Origin of the sequence: Microbacterium sp. NPDC012755, from assembly GCF_042901325.1 — a bacterium.
Lineage (GTDB): Bacteria > Actinomycetota > Actinomycetes > Actinomycetales > Microbacteriaceae > Microbacterium > Microbacterium natoriense.
On the sequence record NZ_JBIBCT010000001.1, the window covers coordinates 1,400,534 to 1,416,172 of the forward strand.

The 15,639-nt window shown below is 69.4% G+C and carries 9 protein-coding genes; 3 read left to right on the forward strand and 6 right to left on the reverse strand.

Translation table 11 applies throughout. The features are described from left to right. Position 1 precedes the first annotated feature (1 nt). Positions 2-2,491: a DEAD/DEAH box helicase gene (locus ACFY5A_RS06685; protein ID WP_387232553.1), complete on the reverse strand. Its 2,490-nt coding sequence runs from the start codon at positions 2,489-2,491 to the stop codon at positions 2-4. Between the two features lie 351 nt (positions 2,492-2,842). Here ACFY5A_RS06685 and ACFY5A_RS06690 point away from each other — a divergent pair, with 351 nt between their 5' ends. Beyond that, complete coding sequence (locus tag ACFY5A_RS06690) at positions 2,843-5,155, forward strand: hypothetical protein (protein ID WP_387232556.1); 2,313 nt, start codon at positions 2,843-2,845, stop codon at positions 5,153-5,155. Between the two features lie 177 nt (positions 5,156-5,332). Continuing rightward, positions 5,333-9,625 carry an SdrD B-like domain-containing protein gene (locus ACFY5A_RS06695; protein ID WP_387232559.1) on the forward strand — a complete coding sequence of 1,431 codons (4,293 nt, stop codon included), beginning with the start codon at positions 5,333-5,335 and terminating at the stop codon, positions 9,623-9,625. 304 nt (positions 9,626-9,929) lie between these two features. On the opposite strand, the gene deoD is transcribed toward ACFY5A_RS06695, so the two are convergent. Next, positions 9,930-10,640 (reverse strand): purine-nucleoside phosphorylase, encoded by a 711-nt coding sequence (deoD, locus tag ACFY5A_RS06700; RefSeq protein WP_387232562.1) that lies wholly within the window; start codon positions 10,638-10,640, stop codon positions 9,930-9,932. A 104-nt stretch (positions 10,641-10,744) separates the two neighbouring features. Between deoD and ACFY5A_RS06705 the strand changes: the two genes are divergently transcribed. Then, positions 10,745-11,560: a type II CAAX prenyl endopeptidase Rce1 family protein gene (locus ACFY5A_RS06705; RefSeq protein WP_387232565.1), complete on the forward strand. Its 816-nt coding sequence runs from the start codon at positions 10,745-10,747 to the stop codon at positions 11,558-11,560. A 2-nt stretch (positions 11,561-11,562) separates the two neighbouring features. Here the strand turns inward: ACFY5A_RS06705 and ACFY5A_RS06710 are convergent, their stop codons facing one another. The 4 genes from ACFY5A_RS06710 to ACFY5A_RS06725 all read right to left on the reverse strand — a co-directional run bounded on the left by ACFY5A_RS06710 (position 11,563) and on the right by ACFY5A_RS06725 (position 15,557). Beyond that, positions 11,563-12,219: a DNA alkylation repair protein gene (locus ACFY5A_RS06710; protein ID WP_341940588.1), complete on the reverse strand. Its 657-nt coding sequence runs from the start codon at positions 12,217-12,219 to the stop codon at positions 11,563-11,565. Between the two features lie 273 nt (positions 12,220-12,492). Further along, on the reverse strand, positions 12,493-13,530 hold the full coding sequence (locus ACFY5A_RS06715) for an aromatic acid exporter family protein (RefSeq protein WP_105673150.1): 1,038 nt from the start codon (positions 13,528-13,530) through the stop codon (positions 12,493-12,495). A gap of 45 nt (positions 13,531-13,575) precedes the next feature. Continuing rightward, positions 13,576-14,217: a hypothetical protein gene (locus tag ACFY5A_RS06720; protein ID WP_387232568.1), complete on the reverse strand. Its 642-nt coding sequence runs from the start codon at positions 14,215-14,217 to the stop codon at positions 13,576-13,578. A gap of 53 nt (positions 14,218-14,270) precedes the next feature. Then, on the reverse strand, positions 14,271-15,557 hold the full coding sequence (locus tag ACFY5A_RS06725) for a glycoside hydrolase family 16 protein (protein ID WP_105673152.1): 1,287 nt from the start codon (positions 15,555-15,557) through the stop codon (positions 14,271-14,273). Positions 15,558-15,639: the final 82 nt, after the last annotated feature.

The following is a 15,639-nucleotide window of genomic DNA, read 5'->3' on the forward strand; positions in this document are numbered from 1 at the left end:
GCTACAGCCGGTCGACCCCGGTCACGGTCACCACGGCGGCGCCCTCCTCGTCGGATGCCGCGAGGTCGACGGTCGCCGAGATGCCCCAGTCGTGGTCGCCCGCTGGGTCGTCGAGGATCTGCCGCACGGTCCACTCGGACGCGCCCTCGGTGACGAGGATGAGCGAGGAGCTGCGGGCGTCGGCGCCCGTGAGGATGTCGTCGTGGTCGGCGAAGTACGCGTCCAGGGCGTCGGACCAGGCGTCGGCGCCGAAGTGCGGGTCGAGCTCGGCGAGGGACTCGACGTCCTCCCTGGCGGCGAGCTGCACGCGGCGGAACAGCTCGTTGCGCACGAGGATGCGGAAGGCCCTGACATTGCTCGTGAGGCGCTTGGGCGCTGGGGGGACCACCGGACCGTCCTCGTGGTCGACGGGGTGCCCGTGCACCAGCTCCTCCCACTCGTCGAGGAGGCTCGAGTCGACCTGCCGCACGAGTTCGCCGAGCCACTCGATGAGGTCGCGCAGGTCGTCGTTCTTCAGTTCCTCGGGGATCGTCTGCGACGCCGCGCGGTACGCGTCGGAGAGGTAGCGGAGCACCACGCCCTCCGAGCGGGCGATCTTGTAGTAGGCGACGTATTCCCCGAACGACATGGCGCGCTCGTACATGTCGCGCACGACGGACTTCGGATGCACCTCGAAGTCGCGGATCCACGGCTGCGCCGCGCTGAACGTCTCGAACGCCGCGCTCAGCAGCTCGTCGAGCGGCTTCGGATAGGTGATCTGCTCGAGCAGCTCCATCCGCTCGTCGTACTCGATGCCCTCCCGTTTCATCTCGGCGACCGCCTCGCCGCGGGCGAGGAACTCCTGCTGCCCGAGGATGGCCCTGGGGTCGTCGAGCGTGGACTCCACGATCGAGATCATGTCGAGCGCGAAGCCGGCGGAGTCGGGGTCGAGCAGCTCGAAGGCGGCGAGGGCGAACGGCGACAGCGGCTGATTGAGCGCGAAGTTGGGCTGCAGGTCGACGGTGAGGCGGATCTCGCCGGCATCCGTCTGCTCGACCACGCCGGATTCGAGCAGGGTCCGGTAGATGCCGAGGGCCCGCAGCGCGAGCTCGCGCTGGCGTCTCCTGGGCTCGTGGTTGTCGTATACCAGTGAGCGCATATTCCCGAAGACGTCGCCGCCGCGGGCGATCACGTTCAGCATCATCGCGCTCGTGATCTGCATGTGCGAGGTGAGCGTCTCGGGCACGGCGTCGATGAGCTTGCGGAACGACGGCTCGCCCCACGACACGAAGCCGTCCGGCGCCTTCTTGCGCACGATCTTGCGCTTCTTCTTCGGGTCGTCGCCCGCCTTCTTGATGGCGGCGGCGTTCTCGCTCTCGTGCTCGGGCGCCTGCGAGACCACGGTGCCCGCGGTGTCGTAGCCCGCGCGTCCTGCCCGGCCCGCGATCTGGTGGAACTCGCGCGCGTTCAGCTGCCGCATCCGGGTGCCGTCGAACTTCGTGAGCGCCGTGAGCAGCACGGTGCGGATCGGCACGTTGATGCCGACGCCGAGGGTGTCGGTGCCGCAGATCACGCGCAGCAGCCCGCGCTGGGCGAGCTGCTCGACGAGCCGGCGGTACTTCGGCAGCATGCCGGCGTGGTGCACGCCGATGCCCGCACGGAGGAACCGGGAGAGCGTCTTGCCGAACGCGGTCGTGAAGCGGAACTCCCCGATCAGCGCTGCGATCTCGTCGCGCTGCTCGCGCGTGGCGACCTTCGTGCTCGACAGCGCCTGCGCGCGCTCCATGGCCGCGGCCTGCGAGAAGTGAACGATGTAGACCGGCGCCTGGCCGGTGCTCAGCAGATCGTCGATCGTCTCGTGGATCGGCGTCGTCTCGTAGAAGAAGTGCAGGGGCACCGGCCGCTCGACGCCGGTGACGGATGCCGTGTCGCGGCCCGTCCGTCGGGAGAGGTCGGCGGCGAGCTCGGTGACGTCGCCCAGCGTCGCCGACATCAGGATGAACTGCGCCTGCGGCAGCTCCAGCAGCGGCACCTGCCAGGCCCAGCCGCGGTCGGGGTCGGCGTAGAAGTGGAACTCGTCCATGACGACCTGTCCCACCTCGGCATCCGTGCCCTGACGCAGAGCCAGGTTCGCGAGGATCTCGGCCGTGCAGCAGATGATCGGGGCATCGGCGTTCACGGAGGAGTCGCCCGTGATCATGCCGACGTTCGCGGCGCCGAAGATGTCGACCAGCGCGAAGAACTTCTCGCTGACCAGAGCCTTGATCGGGGCGGTGTAGTACGTCCTCCGGCCGGACACGAGGGCGGCGAAGTGCGCCCCGACCGCGACGAGCGACTTCCCCGTGCCGGTCGGGGTCGAGAGGATCAGGTTGTTCCCGGAGACGATCTCGATGACCGCCTCGTCCTGCGCGGGGTAGAGGCTGATGCCGGTGGACTCGGCCCACTCGACGAACGCCAGGTACACGGCATCCGCATCGGATCCGTCGGGTACGGCCGTGTGATCGAGGAGCATCCTTCGATCATCCCCTACCGGACGGATGCCGGCCTACCGCCGTCGTGTGCCGCCGGGGTCGGGGGAAGTGACGCCTCACGGTGGAATTGACCCCCGACAGGGGTCACCTGCACGTCCGATATGACGCGTCGATGCGGCATCCTGCTTGACTCCCCACCGAGCGCGCCCCCCAGTGCGCGCCATGCGTCCGCTTCGACATCCCCGCAGGCTCCTGAGTCCCCCCATGGACTCGTTTCGCTGCGCGATCGGAGACGGGCGATACATCACCGAGGGAGAGGGCAAGGTATGGAGCACGTATCGCGTCGGACGGCGAGCAGCCGTGGCACGAGGGGTCGGGGATTCACCCGATCGATGACATGGGCGGTCGGAGCCGTCACGGTTCTGGGCGGGGTCCTGCTGCCCGCCACCGCTGCGAGCGCGGCCGAGGACGTCATCACGGTCACCAGCCTCGGGCTCAGCGGCCCCGGCACGCTGCGCGGAGCGCTCGAGGCCGCGAACGCCTCCACGAACCCCGACGGTGTGCGCATCGTCTTCGATGCGGCTCTCGCGGGCACGGGCGAGCTGTCGCTCACCGGCGGCTCGGCGAACAGCATGCTCACGACCGACATGACTCCTCCTGGGTCCTCGTGGGACACCCTGGGTGCGCGCTTCCTCATCGATTCCGAGGTTCCCGTCTCGATCGACTTCACCAACCTCGACGGCATCACCGACATCGACGGCTCGTTCGCCGCCGGCATCTACGTCGCATCCGACGACGTCTCGCTGAGCAACCTCGCCAACCTGCGCGCGGCCGAGTCCGGCATCGTGATCAGCGGCACCGGCACGACCGTCACGAACGTGGAGCTCAAGGACAACGACACGAACTGGCAGGAGGTGGGTGTGCTGCTCCTCGACGGGGCGGCCGACACCACGCTGACCGATCTCGTGATCCAGAGCCCTCTCTACGGCGGCATCATCGTCGAGCACGACGCGACCGTGACCAACACCGTGATCGACGGCCTCGCCAGCCGCGGCGTCGAGACCTACGCTCACGTGTTCATCGACAACGACTCGACCGTCACGGGCTTCACGGTGCGCAACAGCGTTCTCGGAAACCCCGCGGAGACATCGCCGACGCACGGCGTGTGGCTCGACCAGAACGCCACGGTCACCGGCCTCACTGTCGCCGATTCGACGATCCAGTCACCCGGGAAGAACGGCCTGTTCTTCGACGGCGCCGGTCAGACGCTGACCGACACGAGCATCACGGGCACGACGTTCGGCGGCAACGAGGGCAAGAACATCTCGCGCACGATCGGCAACAACACCGCCGACTGGAACGGACTGGTCTTCTCCGGCAACGACATCTCCTACGCGGGCTCCGTGGTCTTCGGCGGAACGCTCACCGACGCGACCTTCGCCGACAACTCGTTCACGAACATCAGCGACGGCGTGTTCGCCGCGCTGCAGCTGGGGGACACGACCACGAACGTCGACGTGACCGGGAACACCTTCGATGTGATCTGGGCCGTCGACACCATCCGCGTGCAGGGCGCCGGCGCCACCGACGTCGTCATCGCGGACAACACGATCGAGAACCTGATCGCGGACATCTCGCGCTCGGCGATCCGCATCGACGCCCCCGGTACCGGCAACATCGTGCAGAACAACACCCTGATCCAGGATCTGACCGACGAGACGCTCCCGGCCACGGTCGACAACCACTGGGCGATCTACAACTCCGCGAACGCTGCGAGCGCCGACGCCCCGGTGGGCTGGAGCATCATCGGCAACTCGATCGACGGCTTCGGCGGTCGTGACCGTTCCCAGGCTCCGATCGTGCACAACGCGATCGGCACGCTGCCGGTGATCGGCAACACCTTCGGCGCGAACACCCGCGGCGGCACCGACCCGGTGATCGAGGAGAGCGGCTTCTGGTTCCTCTGGAACGTCGGCGACTCGGTGAGCAACAACACGGTGCAGACGTTCCGTCCGGAGACGGTGCGCTACGACGGCACCACCGCCACGTTCACGGCCGTCCAGCCGGCGAACCTCATCGGCAACAACACCGCGGCAGCTCCCGTGACGCTCCACGTCTACTGGACGGCGGCGGACAACGCCGAGGAGTACCTGGGCGAGATCACGGGTGTCGCTCCCGGCGCGTCCGTGTCGATCCCCACCACGCACACGACGGGCTTTCTGCGGGTGCAGACCGTCGATGCGAACGGGTTCACCTCGCAGTACTCGAGCATCGACGAGGACACCGCGGTCGTCCCTGCCGCTCCGGCCGTGACCGGGACGACGCCGACCGGCGCGACCGGAACCGGCACCTCGGGCGCGACGATCATCGTCCGCAACACGAAGGGCGACGTCGTCGCCACCGCGGTGGTCGGCGAGAACGGCGCCTGGTCGCTCACCTCCGGTCTGACGTGCAACACGCAGTACTTCGTCGACCAGACGGTCGACGGGGTCGAGAGCGCGACGATCCCGTTCACGACGGCAGCCTGCCCGACCACGCCGGGAACCGGTGGGGGCACCACGGGTGGCGCGGGCGGCAAGGGCAGCACCGGCGGATCGCTCGCGAACACCGGTGGGGCAGACCTGACCGGCGTCGCGCTCGGCGCGATGGCCGTGCTCCTGCTCGGCGGCTCGATGCTGGTGCGTGCGCGCCGGCGTCGCGCCTGATCGGGCGGATCGAAACGGCGTGAGGCTCCCTCTGACCCCTCACGGGGGTCAGAGGGAGCCTCACCTTGGCACAGCAGGCCATGTGCTCGCCAGTATGTCGGTGGGCACAAGTCTTCTGGGGAACTCGAAACGAGAGTCGCGGCCGATTGGGGAATCGGGCGCGGGGGAGAGAAACACGTGAAGAAGACACTCGCTGGAGTGGCCGCGCTGACGACCGCGGCCGCACTGTCCATCGTCGTCGCGCCGCCGGCGGTCGCCGCGGCCGGAGACGGGACGATCACGCTCACCGTGGTGAACGACGTCAACGCGAACAGCACGCGAGACGCCGCCGACGCCGCGCTCAACGGGGTGACGGTGCGGTTCACCGATCCGCAGAACCACACGTTCACGCGCTCCACGAACGCGGCCGGTCAGGTCGTGCTCGGCGGAGCGGACGCGGGCAACACGCTCGTGGGCGGCAAGTACCGCATCGAGGTGACCAACCCGAACACCGGCACCTACACCGAGGCGCGCATCCTCGACGGGCACGCCGAGCCGCAGTTCGCCCCGGCGACGTCGTTCGTTGACGTGTCGGGCGGTGCGGATGCCGCGCTCAGCGTCGGCTACGTCGACGTGAGCACGCTGGGCCCCTCCAACGCCACGATCTTCTCCGCCATCCAGCCCGACAGCATCTGGCCGGGCGCGGGTGAGGGCCGCGAGATCTACCAGGTCCCCTACCGCCTGAACAGCGCCCCGACCGGCGTCACCTCGCGGGTCACGACGGGGTCGGTGTACGGCATCGGCCTCGACCAGAAGGCGCAGAAGCTCTACGCCGGCGCCTACGCCAAGCGCGGCTCGGTCTACGGTGCGGGCGGCCCCGGTGCGATCTACCGGGTGGACCCGTGGTCGGGAGCCACCGAGGTCTACGCCACGGTCGCAGACGCCGGCACCACGGTGCACGACATGACCAGCGTCAACGGCGCTGGTCACCAGACCCAGGACTTCGACTTCCGCACCGCGGTGGGCCGTGAGAGCCTCGGCGACGTGGAGGTCACGGAGGACGGCAAGTACCTCCTCGCGGTGAACATGCACACTGATTCGGTCGTCGTGTACCCGGTGCAGACGGCCCCGAACCCTGCTCCGGTGCAGACGCTCCCGATCCCGGCCGTCGCCTGTGCGGCGGATCAGGACTGGGCGCCGATGGCGATCGGCGAGAACGCCGGCAAGATCTACGTCGGCGCCGTGTGCGGCGTGACCATGCAGGCGAGCGTGATCGAGTACGACATCTCGGCCTCCGGCATCCTCAGCCCCACCGGCGTGGTCTACTCCGGCGACCCGACGACGGCCCCCGGCCACAGCGGCGTCGTCTCGGGCAACCTCGCCGTCGACGCCTCGTGCCGCTTCGTGGACTGGCTGCCGTGGAGCGACGGCGTCGCGCAGGCGTGCATCAACGCCGGCGCCGCCTCGACGCCCATCAACCCGGCGGCCAACGGACTCGCGGGGCAGTTCTCGGTGCCGCAGCCGATGCTCTCCGACATCGAGTTCACCGCCGCCGGTGACATGATCCTCGCCTTCCGCGACCGCGGTGGTGACCAGTACAGCTCGCTGCTCTACTACGGCACCCGCACGAACGGTCTCGGCGCCTACTCGAACTACGTCACCGCCGGCGACATCGTCGGGGTGTGCGCCTCCGGTTCCACGCTCGACTTCGACTGCCGGGGCAGCCAGCCCCGGGGCGGCGACTTCGACGACTTCGGCGGTTTCCACAACGAGGCCGCGTTCGGCGGCATGGTCCACGTGCCGGGCACCGACCGACTCGTCATCAACCAGATGGATGCCACCGGGCTGTTCTCGAACGGCCTGCGTGCCTTCAACCCCGCGACGGGCAACCAGGCGGCAGGCAGCACCGGCTCCGCGAACGTGCTCGTCACCGACGACTTCCAGAAGGCGCAGGGACTGGCCGACATGGAGGCGCTCGTGCTCGCGGCGACCCAGCAGATCGGCAACCGCATCTGGCTGGACACCGACGAGGACGGCATCCAGGATGCGGACGAGCCGTCGGTCGCCGGTGTGCAGGTGTCGCTCTACGACACGGCCGGCACGCTGATCGCGACCACCGTGACCGACGCGAACGGCGAGTACTGGTTCGACACCGACGACGGTCTGCTGCCGGCGACGGACTACCAGATCCGTCTCGACCGCCCGGCGGACTTCGCCGCGGGCGGCCCGCTCGCCGGCACCACGCCGACGGGCGCAGCCGCGGGGTCGAACCGCGGCATCGACAGCAACGGCGTGACCGTCGACGTCGGCGGCACTCCGACCGTCGTCGCGAACGTCACCTCGCCCGCGGCCGGACGCAACGACCACTCCTTCGACTTCGGCTTCGTCCCGACGCCGGTGTCGATCGGTGACTACGTCTGGATCGACCGAGACAACGACGGGCAGCAGGACGCAGGAGAGCCTCCGGTGGCCGGCATCACCGTGCAGCTGAAGGACTCGACGGGAGCGGTGATCGCGACCACGACGACGGATGCCGACGGCTACTACTCCTTCACGGATCTGCGTGCATCGAGCGACTACACGGTCGTCTTCCCGACGACGGTCACGGTCGGCGGCGACGTGTACCGTCTCACGGCGCCGAGCAGGGGTGCCTCGGCATCCGACTCGAACCCGGCCGTCGACACGGGCGCCGCGCCGGTGCGCACGCCCGCGTCCGGCGACAACCTGGGCACTCCTGGCGACGCCGACGACCCGACGATCGACGCGGGCTACGTGCCGATCGTCTCGGTGGGCGACTACGTGTGGATCGACGCCGACAAGGACGGTGTGCAGGATGCCGGTGAGACGCCCGTCGCAGGGGTCGAGGTGAAGCTGCTGTCGGCCGACGGCCAGACGGTCATCGCGACCACCACGACCGACGCGAACGGCTACTACGTCTTCACCGACCTGCCGGGTTCGACCGACTACATCATCGAGTTCCCGACGACGGTGACCGTGGGTGGCATCACCTACCCGCTCACCGAGCGCGACGCGGGCGATGACGACGCCGCGGATTCGGATGCCGACCCGGAGACGGGCCGCGTCTCGATCACGACGCCGGCGTCCGGAGCGAACTCGGCGGAGCCCGGCGAAGCCGACGACCCGACGATCGACGCGGGCTTCATCGCCCCGCCGGTCTCGATCGGCGACTACGTGTGGCTCGACGCCGACCGCGACGGCCAGCAGGACGAGGGCGAGAAGCCGGTTCCCGGCGCGACCGTGCGGCTGCTGTCGCCCGACGGCGCCACGGTCATCGCGACCACGACGACCGACGAGAACGGCTACTACGCATTCACCGACCTGGCGCCGGGCGTCGACTACGTCGTGGAGTTCCCGACGACCGTGACGGTCGACGGCGTGCGCTACGTGCTCACCGCGCCGACGCAGGGTGGGTCGGCGACCGACTCCAACCCGGCCGTCGACACGGGCCGCGCCCCGGTGACGACGCCCCTCGGCGGCGGCAACTCGGGTGAGCCCGGCGAGGCCGACGACCCGACGATCGACGCGGGCTACGTGCCGGTGCTGGTCTCGATCGGCGACTACGTGTGGCTCGACGCCGACGGAGACGGCATCCAGGACGAGGGTGAGTCCCCCGTCGCCGGTGTCGAGGTGAAGCTGCTCTCGCCCGACGGTGAGACGGTCATCGCGACCACCACGACCGACGCGAACGGCTACTACGTCTTCACCGACCTGCCGAACTCGACGGACTTCATCGTGGAGTTCCCGCTCTCGGTCACCGTCGACGGCGTCGAGCACCACCTCACCACGCCCGGCGCGGGCGAGAGCGACGGAGCGGACTCGAACCCGGCCGTGACGACGGGTCGCGCACCCGTGACCACGCCGGCCGACGGGCAGAACTCGGCGGAGCCCGGCGAGGCCGACGACCCGACGATCGATGCGGGCTACGCGCCCGTGAAGGTCTCGGTCGGCGACTACGTCTGGATCGACGCTGACCGCGACGGCGTGCAGGACCCGACCGAGAAGCCCGTCGCGGGCGTCGAGGTGAAGCTCTACGACAAGGACGGCGTCCTCGTGGCGACGACCACGACCGACGAGACCGGGTTCTATGTGTTCACCGATCTGAAGCCGTCGACGCAGTACTCGATCGAGTTCCCGACCTCCGTGGTCATCGGAGGGGTCACCTATCCTCTGACGTCCGCGAACGCCGGCGGTGACGACAAGGACTCGGATGCCGACCCCAAGACCGGTCGGGTGACCTTCACCACTCCGGCGACGGGATCGAACTCGGCGCTGCCGGGCGAGGTCGACCTGCCGACGCTCGACGCGGGCTTCGCGCCTCCTGCTCCGATCGTGGCTCCTGGCCTCGCGGTCACGGGTGGTGCGGTGCCGTGGGTGCTCGGCGGAGCGGCCGGTCTGCTGCTCCTCCTGGGTGCAGCGCTCGTGCTGATGCGTCGCCGCCGCGCGACCGCTGAGGCCGTCGAGATCGACTGACCGAAGTTGAGGAAGGCCGTCGCGATCCGTCGCGGCGGCCTTCCTCGCGTCCGGGGGTTCCCTGGCGCGTGCGCTGGGTGCCCCGTCGCGTGCGCCGCTCGCGCGTTCGGGTCTCGTCGTCGCGTGCGCCGCTCGCGCGTTCGGGTCTCGTCGTCGCGTGCGCCGCTCGCGCGTTCGGGAGGAGAAAGCACCCTCGGGCTGAGGAATGCGGGCGGATCCTCAGCCGGTGCGTGAGTTCTCCTCCCGAACGTGAGGGCAGGGAGGGGTGCGCGAGAGGAGCCGCGCGAGAGGAGGGCCGCGACCCTCAGGCGGTCGCGGCCTGCAGTGCGATGCGGATCATGTCTCCGAAGGTCTGCTCGCGCTCCAGCGCGGTGGTTTCCTCGCCCGTGACGATGTGGTCGGAGACGGTGCAGATGCTCAGCGCTCGCCGACCGTAGTACGCCGCGAGCGTGTAGAGGCCGCTCGTCTCCATCTCGACGCCCAGCACGCCGTGCTGCACGAACGGCTCGGTGAGCTCGGGGCGGGTGCTGTAGAACTGGTCGCTCGAGAGCAGCAGTCCGACGTGCACGTTCGACTCCGGCGGCTCGGACTCGCTCGCCTCGACGGCGGCGCGCAGCAGAGAGAAGTCGGCGACGGGGGCGTAGTCGAGTCCGTGGAAGCGCACCCGGTTGATGCCGGAGTCGGTGCACGCCCCGTTCGCGATGATGATGTCGCGCACCTTCAGCTTCTCGGTCAGCGCGCCGCACGACCCGACCCTGACGACCGTCTGCACCCCGTAGGAGTCGAACAGCTCGTTCGCGTAGATCGCCATCGAGGGCTGGCCCATGCCCGACCCCTGCACCGAGACGCGGTGCCCCTCCCAGGTGCCGGTGAAGCCCAGCATCCCGCGCGTCTCGGAGTACAGCCGCGCGTCGTCGAGGAAGGTCTCGGCGATCCACTTCGCCCGCAGCGGGTCTCCGGGGAACAGGACGATGGGGGCGATCTGGCCGGGCTCTGCGGCGATGTGCGTGCTCATGGGGTCAGCGTAGTGAGGGGTCGGCGCGCGGGGTGCCTGGAACTGATATTCCGGTTCCTATGGCGTGAAGGGGATCGCGATTCTCGCGGCGAGAGGGAGGCGACATGGCGGAGCACGCGGCGGCATGGGGGTGGCGCGGATTCTGGGAGCGCGGCGGCTGGTGGAGGGCGCTCGTGCTCGCGGCCGTCTACTTCGTGCTGTACGAGGGGCTGTCGCTCCTCTTCGGACCGCTGGCCGAGGGGATCACGGACCCGCAGAGCGCCGCGGCCGTGGTCGTCTTCTACGTCCTGCCCGTGACGGTCGGCGCGCTGCTGCTGATCGCGTTCATCTGGTCGGTCGGCTGGTTCGGCGAGATCTTCGGACCGCAGCCGATCCGCGGCAGCGGCTGGATGTGGATCGCCGTCGCGGCCGTCCTGCTGTTCAACATCCTGCGCTTCGCCACGATCGACTACGCCGACACCGAGGCGGGCGTCGTGCCGGCCTGGCTGCTGGCGGGGCTCCTCGTGGGTTTCGCCGAGGAGGTGCTCACCCGCGGACTCGTCGTGAACCTGCTCCGCAAGGCCGGCTACCGGGAGATCGCCGTCGCCGTCGTCTCCGCGGCGGTCTTCGCCGGTCTGCACGCCGGCAACCTGCTGTCCGGTCAGGCGCTGCTCCCCACGTTGGTCCAGCTCGGCTACACCTTCGCGTTCGGGATCTGCATGTACCTCGCGATGCGGGTGACCGGAACGATCATCGTGCCGATCCTGTTGCACGCCACCACCGATCCGAGCATCTTCCTGCAGTCCGCCCACCCCGCCGAGGGTGCGCTCGCCGGCATCGCCGGTCTCGGCAACATCGTCGTGATCATCGTCGGACTGGTGCTGCTGATCTTCATCCGCGGACGGGTGGAGAGCACGCGGGAGCAGGCGGCGATCGCCTAGGGTCAGCCCTGCCGGCGGACCATCTCGGCGATCCAGATCGGGGCGAACGGAGACGTGCACCCCGGCGCCGTCGGGTAGTCGGCGAGCACCTGCAGATCGTTCCCGATCGCGAGGGCGCGGTCGCGCAGGTGCGGATGGTGGATGCCGATCTGCGCCAGCGTCTCGTTCATCGCCCACTGCGTCCGGGGTGCGGCATCCTTCATTTCCCGCTCGATCTCGTCGAGCAGGGCGCCGAGGTCGAGGCCGTCGGGCTGCGTCACGACCCGCACGGACGTCAGCGACCACCCTGCCGCGGATACGGTGTCGGCGGGGTCGTGCCGCCACCCCTCTCGCAGGTCGTCGGAGAGCGGCGTCTTCTTGAGCACGTAATTCACGAACCAGTCGTTGACCTTGGGTGGCTGCGGCTCGCGCAGCATCCCGTCGAGGTCTTCCGCGGAGTACTGCCGCGGGGCGCAGACCAGCAGCGCGAGCAGCCGGGCCGGGGTCTCTCCGGTCTCCCACAGCTCACGGGCCAGCGGCTGGTCGGTCTTGGCCTTCTTCGCGACCGCGCGGAGGCGGCTGAGGTTCATGCCGTGATCGTCGCCGCGCTTCTCGTTCGCCGCGCGCACCTTCGGATCCTCCAGCGCCGCGAGCTCGGCGAGGGCATCAGCGAGTTCCATGTCTCCAGGGTAGGGCTCGGGGCCGCGGCGTCCCTCGCATCCATCTCGAGTCGTGGCGCGGTCCGGGGCCGACCAGGGCCGTCCGAATTTCGGACGACGGCGCTTTTCTCGGACGCACGCGCCGTGATCATCCGAATTCCGCGCATCGGTCCGAATTTCGGATGCCGCCGTTCGAGGATGCGCGGCCGGAGGATGCTGCACACGGATGCCGCGGCATCACCGTGTCGGTCCACGACCGTGTTGGCGCACCCGTGTCGGCGCGACGCGGCGCGCTCAGCCCTCGCCGAGGAGCTCGCCGTGGATGCGGCGGAGATCCTCCATGAGCGAACCGATGAGGATCCAGTGACCGGAGGAGGGCGGTGTGATCACGAGCGGAGCGGTGAGCGCAGGGATCGCGGAGGTCAGCGCCTCCGGTTCCGGCGAGACCTCCGCGAGCTGCACGGCGAGGCGCACGTCGTGGCCGGCGCGCCGCAGCTGCTCGGCGATCGCCGCCACCGCGGGCTCCTCGCCGATCGTGTCGTCGTAGTGGTCGAAGTAGGCGCGGGTCATGCCGATGGTCTGGGTCACGATCGGCGACAGCCGCTCCAGCAGCGCGCGCATCTCCCGCAGCTCGTCGCGATGGGCCGAGCGCCGCGGATTGAGGGTGAGCGACTCCTCTCCTGCGGCGATCGAGGCTTCGGCGGCGTCCTTCATCGGCCGCAGCAGCCGCACCTCGAGCATGAGCTCCTGCAGGCGGGCAGGTGACTGCGGTGCGGGCAGGGCTGCGGCCAGGCGGTCGAGGCAGGCGGCGAGCTCACGGCCGAGGAGCCCGAGGTCGCGCCGTGCGGGTCCGGTGAGCACGGGCGGCACGATGAGGGCGTTCACGACGATGCCGATGCCGACGCCGATCAGCGTCTCCACGATGCGCGACAGCGCGTAGGCGGGTGTCGACGAGCCGAGGGCCAGCACGAGCATCGCCGAGATGGCGATCTGGTTGCCGGTTCCGGGGGAGGCGCGGAAGGCCCAGGCGACGAGCATCGCGACGACGATCGCGAGCAGCACGATCCACGCGGGCGAGCCCAGCAGCCAGCCCAGCGCGAGCGCGATCACGACGCCGGCGATCACCCCGATGCTGCGCTCGAGCGCCTTCGACAGCGACTGGTTGACGCTGGGCTGCACGACCAGCAGCGCGGCGATCGCCGCGAACACGGGCAGCTGCTCCGGGAAGATCGCCCCCGCGATGAGCCACGCGGCGATGGTCGCCGCGGCGGACTTCACCACCTGCAGCAGGGGTGAGCGCCTGGCGGCCCTGATCGCGACGGGGATGCGCATGGCACAACGCTACTCGGGTGACGGCATCCGCCCTGCCGAGCAGGTTCAGGGAGTCGCGGCGGCGGCGCGCAGCGGGCCCTTCGCGATGTCGTCGATGAGCCAGGCGCCTTCGACCTTCGTCAGGGTGTACTCGCGGGGCTGGGCGAACTCGTCTCCGGTGTCGGCGCCGAGCTCGTGCAGGAATCCGTCGGAGGCGCTGACGATCGTGAAGAGGGACTCGAATCCGACGGTCGCGTGCTGCCGTTCGGCGTCGATCGTCGAGGCGGTCCATGCCACTCCGGTCTGCGCGATCGACAGGTCGTTGTCGACGTACATGGCGGTGACGGCATCCGCGTAGTCCTCGCCCGCCAGCTTGTCGAGGAAGAGCGGCGAGAAGAACCGCTCCTCCGCCGCGACGGAGTCGGCGACCGTGCTCGGGGTCCGGTTGTCGGATGCTCCGGAGTGCAGCGCGACGACCTGCTGCAGCGCCTGGACGTCGGGGTCGTCGAGGGTCAGGCGCTCCCCTGTCGACGCGATCGTCCACAGGGTGTCGTCGGGGTCGAAGTGCGGTGTGGGGCTCGCGCTCGGCATGGCCGCTGAGCCCTCGGATGCCGTCGACGAGCCGCTGTCCGTGCATCCGGACAGCGCGACCGATCCGATCACGAGCGAGACGAGGACGGCGAGGGCCTTCACGGTGGTTCTCTGCATGGGTTCCTCCTCCCGGGGAGGGCTGTGCGGCCCTCCCCGGGTCTCTCGGTCGGTCAGTTGGCGGGAGCGGCGTTGAGCTGCCAGTGCGACGACCACCACGTGGTCGGCACGTTCCCGAACTCGACGCTGCCCGTGCCGTTCTCGACGTGCAGGGCGCCGGAAGCGTTCTGGATGCGCGTGTACCCGCTGCCGGCGGACGGCGTCGACCACTCGGCGGCGGTTCCCGCCGTCGCCGCGGTGCCGTGGCGAACGGTCGAGCCGCTCACGTAGAGGTACTGGTTGGTCCACCGGTTGCGGTACTTGGTGGTGCCGGATGCCGTGGTCTCGGGCACCCACTGGGCGCTCCAGTAGGTGCTGGGGACCTCGCCGAAGCGCACGATGCCGTCGTTGGGCTCGACGTTGACGGCGCCGGCCCTGTGCCGGTTGTTGATGAGCTTCCAGGTGGGGGAGACGGCCTCCGAGTATCCGGCGTTGTCCTTGTAGACGCGCAGGTAGTCGACCTCCCACTGCTTGGGCCAGACGCTGTTGGGCTGGCCGGAGCCCGCACCGGTGTAGATGTTCATGATGATGCCCATCGCGGTGTTCGGGGCGTCGTTGAGCGTCTTCACGAGCTGACCGTCGTAGTAGAACCGCAGCTGGGTCGGCGTCCAGTCCATGGCGTAGATGTGGAACTCCGTGGTCGGAGAGCCCGAGACGGGCACGGTGTCGAGAGACCACGATCCGAGGAAGTTCGGGTCGCCCCAGCCGTAGGCGGCGATGCGCCAGCTGTTCGGGGTGCTGAAGAACGTCTCGATCATGTCGATCTCGGACTGGCCGCCGGTGGTGTTCGTGCCGACCAGCCAGAGGGCCTGGTGTCCTCCGCCCCCGGCGTTCGAGTTCTTGGCGCGCACCTCGACGTAGCCGTACTTCGTGGAGTAGCCGTTGAACGTGGGCAGGTTGTTGCGGTTCACCGCCGACGAGTTGAACTTGTGCCAGTTGTTCTGGTTGAAGGTCTGGATCGCCGACGAGACGACGGTGCCGTCCTGGTCGGGGTTCCACGGCGGCTGGTCCTGGTCGACGCGGAGCTTGATCGTGCCGTTCGAGATCGTGTAGCGCGCCGCCGTGTCGGCGATGTCGGCGGCGGGCACCCAGTGCGGGAGGTAGTTCGGCAGCCACTTCGAGGTGTCGAGCGTCGTGCCGGTGAACTCCTCGCTGAAGTCGAGGGTGTAGCCCGGCTTGTCGACGGGATTCGGCGGGGTGTCGGCCGCGAAGGCGGCGGGGGAGGCGAGCGTGAAGGCGGTGACCGCGACGGCGAACGCGGCTGCGGCGGCGGCGCCGCGGGATGTCTTTCGATGGAACATGGGGTTCTCCTCGGTGATCGTCGGTGATCAGTGCGTGGACGCGGTGCGGTGCGCACCGTCCTGCGAGGTAATTAACCCGAAC